This window comes from Pseudomonas sp. Sample_16 (assembly GCF_004307665.1).
Taxonomy (GTDB): Bacteria; Pseudomonadota; Gammaproteobacteria; order Pseudomonadales; family Pseudomonadaceae; genus Aquipseudomonas.
The window spans coordinates 61393-77148 of the sequence record NZ_RCOB01000148.1; the positions used below are offsets into that span (position 1 = coordinate 61393).

The 15756-nt window shown below is 58.4% G+C and carries 11 protein-coding genes and 1 tRNA gene; 3 read left to right on the forward strand and 9 right to left on the reverse strand.

What is annotated here, in order from left to right; genetic code table 11:
* Positions 1-196: 196 nt before the first annotated feature.
* The 5 genes from D8U69_RS20030 to rpsU all read right to left on the reverse strand — a co-directional run bounded on the left by D8U69_RS20030 (position 197) and on the right by rpsU (position 8744).
* Positions 197-273, reverse strand: a tRNA-Ile gene (locus D8U69_RS20030).
* 15 nt (positions 274-288) lie between these two features.
* Positions 289-4035, reverse strand: a complete 3747-nt coding sequence (locus D8U69_RS20035; protein ID WP_130907977.1) for an EAL domain-containing protein — start codon at positions 4033-4035, stop codon at positions 289-291.
* A 123-nt stretch (positions 4036-4158) separates the two neighbouring features.
* The gene (gene rpoD / locus D8U69_RS20040) at positions 4159-6006 is read right to left on the reverse strand and encodes an RNA polymerase sigma factor RpoD (RefSeq protein WP_056853549.1); all 1848 of its coding nucleotides are present in this window, start codon (positions 6004-6006) and stop codon (positions 4159-4161) included.
* 67 nt (positions 6007-6073) lie between these two features.
* Positions 6074-8047, reverse strand: coding sequence for a DNA primase (dnaG, locus tag D8U69_RS20045; protein WP_056853548.1), 1974 nt, complete (start codon positions 8045-8047; stop codon positions 6074-6076).
* A 481-nt stretch (positions 8048-8528) separates the two neighbouring features.
* Positions 8529-8744, reverse strand: coding sequence for a 30S ribosomal protein S21 (rpsU, locus tag D8U69_RS20050; protein WP_002551877.1), 216 nt, complete (start codon positions 8742-8744; stop codon positions 8529-8531).
* Positions 8745-8943: 199 nt separating this feature from the next.
* Between rpsU and tsaD the strand changes: the two genes are divergently transcribed.
* Entirely contained in the window at positions 8944-9969 is a 1026-nt protein-coding gene (gene tsaD, locus D8U69_RS20055) for a tRNA (adenosine(37)-N6)-threonylcarbamoyltransferase complex transferase subunit TsaD (protein ID WP_056853547.1), read from the forward strand.
* Between the two features lie 23 nt (positions 9970-9992).
* On the opposite strand, the gene plsY is transcribed toward tsaD, so the two are convergent.
* Positions 9993-10562 carry a glycerol-3-phosphate 1-O-acyltransferase PlsY gene (gene plsY, locus D8U69_RS20060; protein WP_056853546.1) on the reverse strand — a complete coding sequence of 190 codons (570 nt, stop codon included), beginning with the start codon at positions 10560-10562 and terminating at the stop codon, positions 9993-9995.
* A 74-nt stretch (positions 10563-10636) separates the two neighbouring features.
* Between plsY and folB the strand changes: the two genes are divergently transcribed.
* Together folB and folK are read left to right on the forward strand one after the other, a co-directional pair.
* Complete coding sequence (gene folB / locus D8U69_RS20065; RefSeq protein ID WP_008051601.1) at positions 10637-10993, forward strand: dihydroneopterin aldolase; 357 nt, start codon at positions 10637-10639, stop codon at positions 10991-10993.
* Positions 10984-11502, forward strand: a complete 519-nt coding sequence (folK, locus tag D8U69_RS20070) for a 2-amino-4-hydroxy-6-hydroxymethyldihydropteridine diphosphokinase (protein ID WP_130907978.1) — start codon at positions 10984-10986, stop codon at positions 11500-11502. Before folB ends, folK begins: the two co-directional genes overlap by 10 nt.
* Positions 11503-11586: 84 nt before the next feature.
* On the opposite strand, the gene D8U69_RS20075 is transcribed toward folK, so the two are convergent.
* The 3 genes from D8U69_RS20075 to D8U69_RS20085 all read right to left on the reverse strand — a co-directional run bounded on the left by D8U69_RS20075 (position 11587) and on the right by D8U69_RS20085 (position 15710).
* A complete protein-coding gene (locus tag D8U69_RS20075; RefSeq protein ID WP_130907979.1) occupies positions 11587-12816 on the reverse strand; it encodes a multifunctional CCA addition/repair protein in 1230 nt (409 codons plus the stop codon).
* 63 nt (positions 12817-12879) lie between these two features.
* Entirely contained in the window at positions 12880-14442 is a 1563-nt protein-coding gene (locus D8U69_RS20080; RefSeq protein ID WP_056853543.1) for a SpoVR family protein, read from the reverse strand.
* On the reverse strand, positions 14439-15710 hold the full coding sequence (locus tag D8U69_RS20085) for a YeaH/YhbH family protein (protein ID WP_056853542.1): 1272 nt from the start codon (positions 15708-15710) through the stop codon (positions 14439-14441). The genes D8U69_RS20080 and D8U69_RS20085 overlap by 4 nt, the downstream gene beginning before the upstream one ends.
* Positions 15711-15756: the final 46 nt, after the last annotated feature.

Sequence of the window (15756 nt, forward strand, 5' to 3'; positions counted from 1 at the left end):
AGCTTAAGTAAACGCAATTAAACATCAGTCTTCGGTGAAGTCATCCGAGTCGATGTGTTTGATCTCGTAGACTGCTTCACGCAGCAGCCCAAATTGTTCTCGGCCATCAAGCGCGTCAGTTCCATGCCATCGATCAGCATCGACGACGCTTTTGCGCCAGACACGAAAAAGCCGCGCACTGCGCGGCTTTCTTGTTTGGTGGGCCCACACGGACTTGAACCGTGGACCAAAGGATTATGAGTCCTCTGCTCTAACCAACTGAGCTATAGGCCCTCAGTAGGTCGCGGATTATAGCGACGGTTTCGCGGCTGTGCTATCCGAAAAATCCAATACGGTTGTACGAAGAAACGTCGCGGCGAATTCGTCGGGGGGTAGGGGCAGGCTGACGATGTAGCCCTGGATTTGTTCGCAGCCTTCGGCGGCGAGGAATTGTTGTTGCGATTGGGTCTCGACACCTTCGGCAATCACGGTGAATTGCATGCTGCGTCCGAGTGCGATGATGGCGCGAACGATCGCCGCATCGTGGGGGTCGTCCGGCAGGCCGCGGACGAATGATTGATCGATCTTGAGGATGTCCAGTGGCAGGCGTTTGAGGTAGCTCAGTGACGAATAGCCAGTGCCGAAGTCGTCGATCGCCAGTTGCACACCCAAGTGCTTGAGTTGATGCAGCACCGCCAGCGCTTCTTCCGCCTGGCTCATGATGAAGTTTTCGGTGATCTCCAATTGCAGCAGATCAGGTTTTAGGCGGTAGTCCTTGAGCAGTTGTTCGATACGCCCCAGCAGGTTCGGTTGGCGCAGTTGCGCGCCGGCGAGGTTGACCGACAGCGGGCCAAGACCTTCGTAGGATTTATTCCATTCATGCATTTGGCGGCAGGCGGTTTCCAGCACCCAATCGCCGATCTGCAGGATCATGCCGTTTTCTTCTGCCAGAGCGATGAAGTGCTCTGGCGGCACGTCGCCAAAAGTTGGATGGTGCCAGCGGATCAATGCTTCGGCACCTACCAGGCGATAGTCGTCGAGGCTGATTTTCGGCTGGTAATACAGGTGCAGTTCGTTGCGTTCGATGGCACGGCGCAGTTCATGTTCGAGGGCGACGCGCTCGCTGGCCTGGGCGGTGAGGTCGCGGGTATAGCTTTCGACCCGGTTACGCCCCTTTGCCTTGGAGCGGTACATCGCCGCGTCGGCGTTCTTGATGAGCGTGGCCACGTCGCAGCCGTCCTGTGGATAAAGGCTGGTGCCGATGCTGGAGCTGATGAAGAACTCATGCTCGCCCGCCTGGAATGGCGCGGTAAAGCAATTGAGCAGCTTGGTGGCTATGTTGTCGGCATCGCTGGGTTGCTGCAGCCCGGGCAGGAGGATGATGAACTCGTCGCCGCCCAGGCGTGCCACGGTGTCGATATCCCGTAACTGCTCCTTGAGGCGAACCGCAATGCCCTTGAGCAGCAGGTCGCCGACCGGGTGGCCAAGGCTGTCGTTGATGTGTTTGAAGCGGTCGAGGTCGAGAAACAGCACTGCGCCCTGGCCACCGTTTTCCTTCTGGGTGTTGAGGGCGGTCAGCAAGCGGCTTTCGAACAACGTCCGGTTGGGCAGGCCGGTCAAAGGGTCGTGGTGGGCCTGGTAGTCAAGCTTGGCCTGGGCGTGTTTAAGGCTGGAGATGTCGGCGAACACCGCCACAAAGTGGGTGATGAATTTGTCGCGGTTGCGCACGGCGCTGATGGTCAGCCAGCTCGGGTAGAGCTCGCCATTTTTGCGCCGATTGGAAATCTCCCCTTGCCAGTGCCCCTCGGCCGTCAATTGGTGCCACATCGCGGCGTAGAACGCACTGTCATGCAAGCCTGAGGCAAGCAAGCGCGGGGTATGGCCCAGCGCTTCGCTTTCGCTGTAGCCGGTGATCTCGGTAAATGCCCGGTTGACCGCGCTGATATGCTGTTGGGTGTCAGTGATCAACACGCCCTCGGCGGTGCTCTCGAATACGGTCGCGGCCTGTTGCAGTTTTTCCTGCATCAAGTGGCGTTCGGTGATGTCGCGGGCGATGGTCAGCATGCAGTCTTCGTCACCGATTGGCAGCGGACGGCTGGAGACTTCACAAAGGCGAATCTGCCCGTCGCTGCGGCGGATATGGCAACTGAAGTCGCGGACGAAACCGTCGCGGTGCAGCAAGTCGAGCATCTGTTTGCGTTCGTTGAGGTTGACCCAGATCCCCAGGTCCAGCGCCGAACGATCCACAGACATCGCGCTGTTGAACCCGGTAATTCTGCTGAACCCTTCATTGACCTCAAGCAGCAGACCGTCGCTCTGACGGGACAACAACAGGCCGTCCGGAGAGGCGTGGAAAGCCTTGGCGAATTTTTCTTCCGAGGTTTGCAGTTGCTGTTGGGTTTCTTTGAGTTGGGTGATGTCGCGCACGACCACCACCAGCGCCGGGGTTGTATCGAGGTCGAACGGTTCGGCGGAGATCAGGCCGGTAAACACCTGGCCATTGCTGCGGCGAAAGGGCATTTCCAGGTTGCGGATGCTGCCAGCCTGCAAGCGCTGCAGCAAACCCGGACCCACGCCGGGAATGCCCCAGATGTTGAGATTGGTGGCGGTCTGGCCGATGACGTCTTCGGCACGCAAGCCGATCTGCTCTTCGAAGGCTTCGTTGACCTCCAGCAGGCAGCCATCGGAAAGCCGCGCGATCACCAATATGTCCGGGCATTGCTGGAACACCGAGGCAAACTTTTGCTCCGACAGCCGCAGTGCCTCTTCGGTACGTTTGGCCTCGCTGATGTCGATCATCAGCCCACGCATGACCGGTTCATGACCGTGTTCGATCAAGCTGACGATGTCACGCACCCACAAGCAGCGGCCATCGGCCGTGATCACTCGGTAATCGAGGCTGTGGTCGCGCCCGGCCAACACTTCGTGATCGCAAAAGCTTTGTGCTCGGATGAGGTCCGCGGGGTGAATGATGTTGCGCCAGAAGCCCGGGATCAGCCAATGGGACAGGGGATAACCCAGCAGATCCTCGGCGTGGGGCGACACATAGCTGTAGGTGAAGTCACTGATCCGCGCTTCCCAGGCGATGGCCGACAGGCTTTCCACCAGGCCGCGGTAGTGATACTCGCTGCTACGCAGTTCCTGTTCCAGATCGACCCGTCGAGCGATTTCCGAGCTCAGTCGCCGATTGACCCGGATCACCGCCACCAGCACGATAAACAGCAGCAGCAACCCCGGCAACCCATAGACCAGCAGGTCGGACCAGAACGTGCGGTGGTCGAGAACGTTGCCGACCCATTGCTCCTGGATGGCACTGATTTCGGCGGGGGTCATGTCGGCCAGGACTTTGTCGAGAATGCCGACCAGCATCTTGTTGTCTCGAGGTACGCCCATGGCCAGTTGATAGCGATAAGGGGTTTCGCCGCTGACGTAGAGCCCGTCGAGCTTCAGCTGGCGCAGGCTCCAGACACTGGAGGCGAGATCGCCCACCACGGCGTCCACCTCATCGGTAGCCAGTGCCTGCAAGGCCGAGCTGACGTTGGGCATGGCTACCAGGTTCAGGTCGGGATGGTGAGTGCGCAGCAGTTCGTGGGGTGCATAGTTTTCCACCACGGCGATTTTCAGACCGTACAGGTCTTCGATCTTGCGTGGTTGAGCACCGCCGACGTGGGCGAGGATAACAATCGGAAAATCCAGGTAAGGGCGGGTAAACGACAGGAAAGCCTGGCGTTCGGGCGTCGACATGATGCCCGGCAACAGATCGAGCTTGCCTTGCTTGGCCTGTTCCAGCACAACGCTCCAGCTGGCCGGTTCGATAGGCGTCAGTTTGACGGCCAATCGCTGGCGAATCACGTTGATATAGTCTGCCGCAAGGCCCTGGTAACGCCCTTCATCGTCGCGAAACTCAAAGGGGGGCCAGGACGCATCGACACCCAGGCGCAAGTCCGGGTGGTCCGCAAGCCAGCTACGTTCTTCGTCGGTAAGAGTCAGCGCGCCAGCCGTTGCGGTCCAGGTCATCAGCGACAGCAAAAAAAGCACGGTCGGCAGTCTGGGCATAACGGTCTCGTTATGGCTCGGGGAATGTTTCGAGTGTAGACGGGCAAATCGGCGGGAGGGGTGCAGCGCGGGGATTTTATCTGCATAAAACAAAACCCCCGGCCTGGGCCGGGGGTTTTTTGATCACTCGTCGAGGAAGGAGCGCAGATGCTCGCTTCTCGTCGGGTGGCGCAGCTTGCGCAGCGCCTTGGCTTCGATCTGACGAATCCGTTCACGGGTCACGTCGAACTGCTTACCAACCTCCTCGAGGGTGTGGTCGGTATTCATGTCGATACCGAAGCGCATGCGCAGTACCTTGGCTTCACGGGCAGTGAGGCCGGACAGCACTTCGCGAGTCGCTTCTTTAAGGCTCTCAACGGTAGCCACATCGATTGGCGACTGCATGGTCGAGTCTTCGATGAAGTCACCCAGATGGGAGTCTTCGTCATCACCGATCGGGGTTTCCATGGAGATCGGCTCTTTAGCGATCTTCAATACCTTGCGGATCTTGTCCTCAGGCATTTCCATGCGTTCGCCCAGCTCTTCCGGGGTCGGTTCGCGACCCATTTCCTGCAACATCTGCCGGGAAATACGGTTGAGCTTGTTGATCGTCTCGATCATGTGCACCGGAATACGGATGGTGCGGGCCTGGTCGGCGATCGAGCGAGTGATCGCCTGACGGATCCACCAGGTGGCATAAGTCGAGAATTTGTAGCCGCGGCGGTATTCGAACTTGTCTACCGCTTTCATCAAGCCAATGTTGCCTTCCTGGATCAGGTCGAGGAATTGCAGGCCACGGTTGGTGTACTTCTTGGCGATCGAGATCACCAGACGCAAGTTCGCTTCAACCATCTCTTTCTTCGCGCGACGGGCCTTGGCCTCGCCGATCGACATGCGACGGTTGATGTCCTTGATCTCTGCGATGGTCAGACCGGTTTCGGTCTCCAGCGCAGTCAGTTTCTGCTGGCAACGAACGATGTCCGGTTGCAGGCGGCCGATGGCTTCAGCGTATTTGCTTTTGCCTTTGGCCAGTGCATCGGTCCAGCTTTCGTCGACTTCGTTGCCCGGGAACTGGCGCAGGAAATCGGCACGGGGCATGCGCGCATCACGAACGCAGAGCTGCATGATTGCACGCTCTTGCTGACGCAGACGATCCAGGGCACTGCGAACACGCTCGACCAGGCCTTCGAATTGCTTCGGCACCAGTTTGATCGGCATGAACAGCTCGGCCAGGGCCAACAGCTCGGCAATCGCTGCCTTGTTGTTGCGACCATGCTTTTTCAGCGCCTTGCGGGTGATTTCCATCTGATCGGCGACAGCGCCAAAGCGCTGTGCAGCGATGACCGGATCCGGACCGCTTTCGGCTTCTTCTTCGTCATCCGAAGCTTCGGCGTCATCGTCGTCGGTATCGTCGTCCGCTTTCACGGCTTTCGGATCGATCGGCGGTGGCACTTCGGCGGCAGGCGGCGCAATGCCGTCGTCCGGGTCGATGTAACCGCTCAGGACGTCGGACAGGCGACCACCTTCGGAGGTGACGCGGGTGTACTCGGAGAGGATATGGTCAACCGTGCCAGGGAAGTGCGCGATTGCGCTCATCACTTCACGGATGCCCTCTTCAATACGCTTGGCGATTTCAATTTCGCCTTCACGCGTGAGGAGCTCTACCGTACCCATTTCGCGCATGTACATGCGCACCGGGTCGGTAGTGCGACCAATGTCGGTCTCGACCGCTGCCAACGCAGCAGCTGCCTCTTCGGCCGCGGCTTCGTCGGTATCGGCGTCGGCCAGCATAAGGGAATCCTTATCTGGCGCAACCTCGAATACGTTGATCCCCATGTCATTGATCATGCGGATGATGTCTTCCACCTGTTCCGGATCTGAAATATCCTCCGGCAGGTGGTCGTTGACCTCCGCGTAAGTCAGGTAGCCCTGCTCACGACCAAGGGTGATCAACTCTTTGATACGAGACTGCTGTTGCGCTTTTCCGGACATAACACCCTATCCACTGAAGGTCTTGGCGGGCAAAAAACAAGCCGAGGATTATACCTGAGCTATGACCTCACGCGCCAGTTGAGGTCGGGTTTGGTACTGCCATATTGCGTTTTAATAGGTCGCGCATCTGATTTGCGATCTGATTTGCTTCCTCGGCAGTCAATCCTGGCTGCTTCGCTTTCCTGATGAGTTCTTCCAGGCTATCGGTGTGCTGACCCGCTGATAACCTAGTAATGGTGTCTAAAAACTGTTGTTCAAGGTTGTCGCCTTGAATCAGCCATTCCTTTTCTGCCAGGGCCTTGAGCAAGCGGCCCTGTTCCGTGCCGTGCCATCGGGCCATCAGCTGAATTGAGTTTAGCTTAGGATTTTTCTGCACTGCCTCGATGAGGGCTACCAGCAATTGTGCATAGGTGTTGCGCTCATTGGCGAAATGGTTGGCGGTTTCGACCTTGCCAGCCAACTGCGGATGATGAATCAGCGTGCGCAGCGCAATCAGCGTAGGGGCTTCGACAGCAATCGGTTTACGTGGAGGTTGGTCGCGATCCCCGCCGCGTTTGCCATTCTTGTCCCACGGTTTTTTGTCCCATTTCTTGCCGCCCGCACCGGGTTTCTTCGGCGTCCATTCCTGTTGCGGCACATACATTTCTTGCGATTGCGGCTGATGATAGTCGCTGAAATCGGGCATCGCGTCGTAATCGAAGCCGGGGTCGTAGGCCGGCGGCGCTTCCGGTGGGGCGCTTTGCGCCAGCTGGCTCACCGCTTCGCCGCTCAGGCCGGTGATTTCGCTGAGGCGCTGACGCATCAGGATGCGCAGGTTGGCGCCAGGCACTTTGTCGATCAGCGGTGCCGCGAGGGTGGCCATGTGGGCCTTGCCTTCCAGCGAGCGCGGGTCTGATTCTTCGGTCAGTTGCTGGAAGAAGTAGTCGGCCAGCGGCTGCGCGTGCTGATTGATTCGCGCGCGGAAGGCATCGGTGCCTTCGGAGCGGATCAGCGTGTCCGGATCTTCCCCTTCGGGCAGGAACAGGAAGCGGGCGCGGCGGCCATCCTGAAGGCTTGGCAAGGTGGCTTCCAGCGCGCGCCAGGCGGCATTGCGACCAGCCTGGTCACCATCGAAGCAAAACAGTACGTTGGGCACCACACGAAACAGTCGCTTCAAGTGTTCTTCGCTGGTGGCGGTACCCAGCGTTGCGACGGCATTGCGCAGGCCTTGCTGGGCCAGGGCAATAACGTCCATGTACCCCTCGACAACAATGATTTCGTCGAGGTTGCGATTGTTTTTGCGCGCCTCATACAGGCCGTAAAGTTCCTGGCCTTTATGGAATACCGGTGTTTCCGGGGAGTTCAGGTATTTCGGCTTGTCATCGCCCAGGACCCGGCCACCAAAGGCAATGATGCGCCCGCGGCTGTCGCGGATCGGGAACATTACCCGGTCGCGGAAACGATCGTAGCGCTTGCCGGTTTCGGCATTTTCGATCAGCAGGCCTGCATCGATCATGGCTTTTTGCTGCAGGGTGTCGCTGCTCAAGTGTTTGAACAGATTGTCCCAGCCCGGCGGAGCGAAGCCGAGACCGAAATCGCGGGCAATTTCGCCGGTCAGGCCGCGGCCTTTCAAATAGTCCACGGCAGCTTTGCGCGCAGGATGGCTTTTGAGGGCCTGACGATAAAAATCGGCGGCGGCGCTGAGCAGCGCATACAGCGGCGAATCGGTCGGCTGCCGAGGCTTGTGCGGGCGGCCGCTTTCTTCGCGAGGGATTTCCATGCCCGCGGCTTTGGCCAGTTCTTCGACAGCCTGGACGAAATCCAGGTTGTCGTGGTCCATGATGAAACCAAGGGCATTGCCGCCAGCGCCGCAACCGAAGCAGTAATAGAACTGCTTGTCAGGGCTGACGCTGAACGAAGGCGTTTTTTCTTTGTGGAACGGGCAGCAGGCCGTGTGGTTCTTGCCGGCTTTTTTCAGTTGCAGGCGCGAGCTGACCACATCGACGATGTCGGTGCGGTTCAGAAGGTCGTCAATGAAGCTCTGGGGAATCAGCCCGGCCATGGCGTTCTCGTCATCTGCGCTCAAGGGTGCCCGAAACGAAGGGCGGCCAAACGCGGGTCATTGTGTGAGGCGCGCAGGGTATGCGGCTCGACCAGTGTCGTCTGCGTAATCGCTATCGGGAAGTGTATCTGCCGAAAATCCACTGACGTTAATACTCATCAGTATTCGACTATCTGAAAGTGTTGCGCTGAATCCGGCTGCGACCCGTAACAGGTCTCGGATAGCTCATCATTTGGCATGCGGGTGATGCCTTGGGCTGATCGTCGTGAGAGGAATCAGTGGGTGTGCTCGTCAGTAGCCTTGAAAGGCTCGTCAGAAAAGACGTGCACCGCTGGCAAAAGAGCCAGGTCTGACGTGATGAAGCAGATTTGTCTTGGTCGCATCTGCGGCTTCGACGGTGAAGCATCAAGCGTTTTACGCAAATGCCATTAGCCCGGCTGAGGGCCGGGCTTGGCAGAAGCTTGCTACGATCGTCTGTGTATTAGTACAGACGAACGGCGCGGCGCTGTTCGCGCTGAACTTTCTTGGCGTGACGCTTAACAGCGGCTGCTGCCTTGCGCTTACGCTCAGAAGTTGGCTTCTCGTAAAATTCGCGGCTACGAACTTCAGCCAGTACACCGGCTTTTTCGCAGGAGCGCTTGAAACGACGCAGAGCTACGTCGAAGGGTTCGTTCTCTTTTACTTTGACGGCTGGCATCCAGAGCTACCTTCATTCATTACCGGGGTCAACATCCTCGCGGCAAAAGAGCACTTGAAGACGTCGGTTTTTAAGGGTTGCGGATGTTAACCCCTCATCGCTCGGAATGCAAAGCCTCTGATCGAAAACCGCTGGTCGGGGCATCACGCGGCGACTATTATGCGCGCCTTCGAATTCAGCCTAAACAAGGCGCAAACCCATGCTAGTACTGGGATTAGAAACCTCTTGCGACGAAACCGGTGTCGCATTGTATGACAGCGAGCGCGGCCTGCTGGCCGACGCGCTGTTCAGTCAGATCGACCTGCACCGCGCCTATGGTGGCGTGGTGCCGGAGCTGGCCTCGCGCGATCACGTCAAACGCATGCTGCCCTTGATCCGTCAGGTGTTGGCAGAAGCCGACTGCGTGCCGACCGAGATCGACGCAATCGCTTATACCGCGGGTCCTGGCTTGGTGGGCGCGTTGCTGGTAGGTGCTTCCTGCGCCCAGGCGCTGGCCTTTGCCTGGGGTATTCCGGCCCTCGGCGTGCACCACATGGAAGGCCACTTGCTGGCACCGATGCTGGAGCCGCAACCGCCGCAATTTCCGTTCGTCGCTTTGTTGGTGTCCGGTGGGCATACACAGCTGGTGCAGGTAGACGGAATCGGTCAGTACTCTCTGTTGGGCGAGACGCTGGACGATGCTGCAGGTGAAGCCTTCGACAAAACAGCGAAGATGATGGGCCTGAATTATCCAGGCGGGCCGGAGATTGCTCGTTTGGCAGAGCAGGGCGTTGCAGGACGTTTCGTTTTCCCGCGTCCGATGTGCGACCGTCCGGGCCTCGACTTTAGCTTCAGCGGTTTGAAAACCTTTGCATTGAATACCTGGCAACAGTGCGTGAGCGCCGGGGACGACGGCGAGCAAGCCCGTTGCGACATCGCGCTGGCGTTCCAGCAGGCCGTGGTGGAGACTTTGACCATCAAGTGCAAGCGTGCGTTGAAAGCGGCAGGCATGAAGCGCCTAGTGATCGCAGGGGGCGTCAGTGCCAACAAGGCACTACGCTCTTCTTTGGAAAAAATGCTCGGGGACATGAAGGGCGATGTTTTTTATGCCCGTCCGGAGTTCTGCACCGACAATGGCGCAATGATCGCGTTTGCCGGTTGCCAGCGCTTGCAGGCAGGCCAGCAGGAAAGCCTGGCGATCAGCGTGCAGGCGCGCTGGCCGATGGAGCAGTTGTCGGCACTGTGATGAGCGGCGCTTGAGTCCGGCCTCTAAAAATGCCGTTCGCGCCCTGCAAACAGGTCGCGTAGATTGCCGCGATGGCGCCAGACGATCAGGCCCGTGAGGGCGCTCATGGGCAGCAGTGCTGCCGGTTCCTGCCAGGCCAGTAGCGGCAGGGTCAGTGGTGTAGCGATCAGGGCGGCCAGCGAGCTGGTTCGGGTCAGGTAGAACGTCAGCAGCCAGGCGCAGACCGCCAGCAACGCGGCCGGTGGATACAAGCCCAGCAACATTCCGGCAGCGGTGGCGACGCCCTTGCCACCGCGAAAGCGGAAGTACAGCGGGAACAGGTGACCGATGACGGCGCAGACGCCGATCCAGGCCTGATCCTGCAGGGAAAGGCCCGCAGCAGCGGCGATCAGTACGGGCAGCAGGCCTTTGAAGAGATCGCCGAGCAAGGTCAGGATGGCGAGTTTTTTGCCCGCCAGGCGCAACATGTTGGTAGCACCGGCATTGCCGGAGCCACTCATTCGCGGATCGGGGTTACCGGTCAGTCGGCTGAGCAAAATGGCGAAGGACAGAGAGCCGAGCAGGTAGGCGAGGATCGCCAGTAACCAAAACATGCTAACTATTCCGGGCGAGGACGCCCTGATTCTAACGGCGCATTGCGCCCTTGTCGTGTAGCGGAGAAAAGTGCTTGGACAGAGTGTTTATCGAGGGCCTGGAAGTCGATACCGTGATTGGTGCCTACGACTGGGAGCGAGGCATCCGGCAATGCTTGCGTCTGGATTTGAGCTTTGCCTGGGACAATCGCCCTGCCGCGGCCGGCGATGACCTGACCCTGGCGCTCGATTACGCGAGCGTTTCGTCGCGCATCCAGGCCTTTGCCGAGCAGGCACAGTTCCAGCTGGTTGAAACATTCGCCGAACGTTTGGTTGAAGTGCTCATGAGCGAATTCAAGATTACCTGGATGCGTCTCAAGTTGACCAAGCCAGGTGCCGTTCCTGCCGCTACCGGTGGCGTGGGTGTGGAGATCGAGCGCGGATGTCGCTAACCCAGGTGTATCTCGGGCTCGGTAGCAACACCGAGCGCGAAGCCCATTTGCAGGCCGGCCTGGAAGCTTTGGCGGGTTTTCTGGTGGATATCCATTGCTCGCCGGTTTTCGAAAGCCAGCCCGTCGGCATCAAGAGCGGGCCATTCTTCAATTTCGTGGTCTCGGCGTATACCGACCTTCCCCTGATGGAACTGGATCGCCGCTTGAAGTTTATTGAGGCGGATAATGGTCGTTATGCACCTGAACGCCGAGGTTTGCCGCTGGATATCGATGTTTTGTTGTTCGGTGATCTGGTGGGTAATTTCGATGGCTTGGTCTTGCCGCGGGCAGAAATCCTGAAAAATGCCTTTGTGCTGTGGCCGTTGTCGTTGATTGCGCCGGATCGCGTGCATCCGGGCGTAGGCAAAAGCTTTGCGATCTTGTGGAGTGAAGCTCAGATTGATCAGGTGTTGGCGCCGGTTGCGTTTGAGTGGCGTGGTGAGCAACTGACGCCCGCAGATTTGCTGTGATCCTGTTGGCGTCATCGCGGGCAAGCTTTATTCCTACAGGATCTGCGCTGCCTCTGAAGGAGCGAGGCTTGCCCGCGAAGCTGTTCAGGCGGACGTCGCCTCTTTGTAGGCCTTCAGTGCCTTCAACCGCTCGCGCTTGATCGCCTCACCCAATTCCGGCCCCTTGAATCCCTTCTCCAGCAATGGCTGAACTGCAACGCTACGAGCCGCTTGCGCGGCACCGCGCAGATAATCCGTCTGTGGATAACTTCTCTGCTCCAAGCCTTTGCGCCCTCGGGCGTCCATCTCGCACGCCGCGATGAATTCCTCGAACCGCTGTGGCCGACGGTAAACGTCGAAGCTTTGGAGCAACTCCAGCAATGTCGATGGCTTCAGCTCAAGGGCGCGATGACCGTGGGTGTGATACTCGCCCACCAGCAGCGCCAGTTCCTGACAATCCCTCGGTGCCTTGAAACGTTCATTGACCGCTTTGATCAGCTTCAATCCCTTGAACTCATGGGCAATGTGTCGTGGCCATTGTTCTTCCGGCGTCAGGCCTTTGCCCAAGTCATGCAGCAGGCAGGCCCAGCGTACGGTGAGTGGTTGTTGGTGCTGCGCCGCCTGTTCCAGCACGCTCAGAGTGTGCACACCGGTATCGATTTCCGGGTGGTGGGCCTCGGGTTGCGGTACGCCGAACAGGGCGTCTATTTCCGGCATCAGCACCTTGAGCGCGCCGCAGGCTCGCAACACTTCGATAAATACCTGAGGTCGATCTTCCATCAGCGCGCGGGAAATTTCTTTCCAGCTGCGCTCCGCCGTCAGTGCTTGCAGTTCACCTGACTCGCTGAGCTGGCGCATGAGCTCCAGTGTCTCGGCGGCAACGGTGAATCCGAGCCCGGCATAACGCGCAGCAAAGCGGGCAACGCGCAGAACCCTGAGCGGATCTTCGGCGAATGCGGGAGATACATGGCGAAGAATGCGCGCTTCGAGGTCACGCTGACCGTGGTAGGGGTCGGTCAGGTTTTGCTGGTCGTCCTCGGCGATGGCATTGATCGTCAGGTCGCGGCGGATCAAATCTTCTTCAAGGGTTACTTCAGGGCTGGCGTGGAACGTGAACCCGCCGTAACCGCGGCCACTTTTGCGTTCAGTGCGGGCGAGGGCGTATTCCTCACCGGTTTTTGGATGTAGGAACACCGGGAAATCCGCACCGACGGGGCGAAAGCCCTTGGCGAGCATCTCTTCGGTAGTGGCGCCGACCACCACACGGTCGATGTCAGTGACAGGAATGCCCAGCAGGCGATCGCGCACCGCGCCGCCGACTTTATAGATCCGCATAAAAAACCTCCGTTAGCTCGACAGGATAACCGTTGCGTCGGGCTTTCGGAGGCACAAACAGAATCAAAGGTGAATGACAGCCAGGTCCAGCCGCCCGTAATCGCCTTCACTGTGTTCACCTTTGGGGGGAACATGGTGAGTTTTCATCACCTGATCCCCTTGCAGGGTTTCCAGGTGAATGTCGAAGCCCCAGAGCCGGTGCAGGTGCTTGAGCACTTCCTCGGTGGACTCTCCCAACGGTTTGCGGTCGTGTTGCTGGTGGCGCAGGGTCAGCGAGCGGTCGCCGCGGCGGTCGATGCTGTAGATCTGCACGTTGGGCTCGCGATTCCCCAGGTTGTACTGGGCGGCGAGGGTTTCACGAATGGTGCGATAGCCGCCCTCGTCGTGAATCGCCGGAACCAGCAGGTCGTCCTTCTGGTCATCATCGAGAATGCTGAACAGCTTCAAGTCGCGAATCACCTTGGGTGACAGATACTGCAGAATGAAACTCTCGTCCTTGAAACTGCTCATGGCGAACTTGATGGCGGCCAGCCAGTCGGTGCCTGCAATGTCGGGGAACCAGCGGTAGTCCTCCTCAGTGGGCTCCTCACACATGCGACGGATGTCACGGTACATGGCAAAGCCCAGTGCGTAGGGGTTGATGCCGCTGTAGTAGGGGCTATCGAAGCCAGGCTGGAAAACCACGCTGGTGTGGGATGTGAGGAACTCCATCATGAAACCGTCGGTCACCAGGCCTTCGTCGTACAGGTCGTTCATCAGGGTGTAGTGCCAGAACGTGGCCCAGCCCTCGTTCATGACCTGGGTTTGGCGCTGTGGATAAAAATACTGGGCAATCTTGCGCACGATGCGCACAATTTCCCGCTGCCATGGCTCCAGCAGCGGCGCATGTTTTTCGATGAAGTACAGAATGTTTTCCTGCGGCTCGGCGGGGAAACGTGCGTTGTCCTTGTCGCTGTATTTGTCCGCGCCTTTGGGAATGGTTCGCCACAGATCATTGATCTGTTTCTGCATATGCTCTTCGCGGTCCTTTTGCCGACGGCGTTCTTCTTCGGCGGAAATCGGATAAGGCCGCTTGTAGCGGTCGACACCGTAGTTCATCAGGGCGTGGCAGGAATCGAGGAGGTCTTCCACCGCGTCGATACCATGACGTTCTTCGCACTGCATGATGTACTGCTTGGCGAACACCAGGTAATCGATAATCGAGCTCGCGTCGGTCCACGTGCGGAACAGGTAATTGCCTTTGAAAAAACTGTTGTGCCCATAACAGGCATGCGCCACAACCAGCGCCTGCATGCAGATGGTGTTTTCTTCCATCAGGTAGGCGATGCACGGGTCGGAGTTGATCACGATTTCGTAGGCCAGCCCCATCTGGCCACGTGTATAGGATTTTTCGGTGCTCAGGAAATGTTTGCCATAGGACCAATGGTGATAACCCAGCGGCATGCCGACGGAGGCGTAGGCGTCCATCATCTGTTCGGCGGTGATCACTTCGATCTGGTTAGGATAGGTGTCGAGGGCGTAGCCCGCCGCAATACGGCTGATTTCGCGGTCGTAGGCCTGGATCAGCTCGAACGTCCATTCAGAGCCGGTGGAAATGGGTTGGCGCTTCTGCTCTTTGGCGGTCATGTCACTAACCTGCGCTGGAAGAGTTCACGAAAGACCGGATAGATATCCCCGGCCGAGACCAGTTGTTGCTGGGCAAAAGTGTCGGAAAAGGCTTCGGCGATGCGCTCGTATTCGAACCACAGGGCCTGGTGTTCGCGTGGGGTTATCTCAACGTAAGTGTAGTACTGCACGAACGGCATGATCTGGTTGATCAGAATGTCGCGGCAGATTGGCGAGTCGTCGTTCCAGTTGTCACCGTCGGAAGCCTGGGCGGCGTAGATGTTCCATTCGTTGCTCGGATAACGCTCGGCCATGATCTCCTGCATCAGTTTCAAGGCGCTGGAGACGATGGTGCCGCCGGTTTCGCGGGAGTAGAAGAACTCTTCCTCATCCACTTCGCGGGCACTGGTGTGGTGGCGGATGAACACGACGTCGATCTTGTCGTAGTTACGCTTGAGAAACAGGTACAGCAGGATAAAGAAGCGCTTGGCGATGTCTTTGGTCGCCTGGGTCATCGAGCCGGAAACGTCCATCAGGCAGAACATCACAGCCTTGGAACTGGGATTGGGTTGTTTGATGAGCAGGTTGTATTTGAGGTCAAAGGTGTCGAGGAACGGCACGCGATGAATGCGCGCGCTGAGTTTTTCGATTTCCGCTTCGAGTTCCTGAATATCGCCGAAGTTGTCTGGTTCTTCCTGCTTCAATCGCAGGAGTTCTTCCTTGGCTTCCCGCAGTTTTGCGCGGCTGCTGCCGGACAGGGCGATCCGCCGGGCATGCGCCGAGCGCAGGGTACGAATGATGTTGATCCGTGAGGGGTTGCCTTCGTTACTGATCCCCGCACGAACGGTCTTGAAGGTGTCGGTACCGGTCAGGTTGCGCTTGACCAGGTTCGGCAGTTCCAGGTCCTCGAACATGAATTCGAGGAATTCTTCCTGGGTAATCTGGAAGACGAATTCATCCATCCCTTCGCCGGAGTTGCCGGCCTTGCCAGGTCCTCTGCCCCCGCCACCTCCCGGCGGGCGGGCAATGTGCTCACCGCTGGTGAATTCCTTGTTGCCCGGGTGCACGACAGTCTGCTTGCCACCGCGACCATGGTGAAGCACCGGCTCGTCGATGTCGCGGCCGGGAATACTGATTTGTTCGCCGTGCTCCATGTCGGTAATGGAGCGCCGGCTGACCGCCTCTTCGACAGCCTTTTTGATGTGATCACGGTAACGCCGCAGGAACCGCTGGCGGTTCACCGTGCTCTTGTTTTTGCCATTGAGACGTCGGTCGATCACATAGCTCATAGGGAGCCCTCCGGGCAGCTACAAGTCACAAGCTTCAAGCTACAAG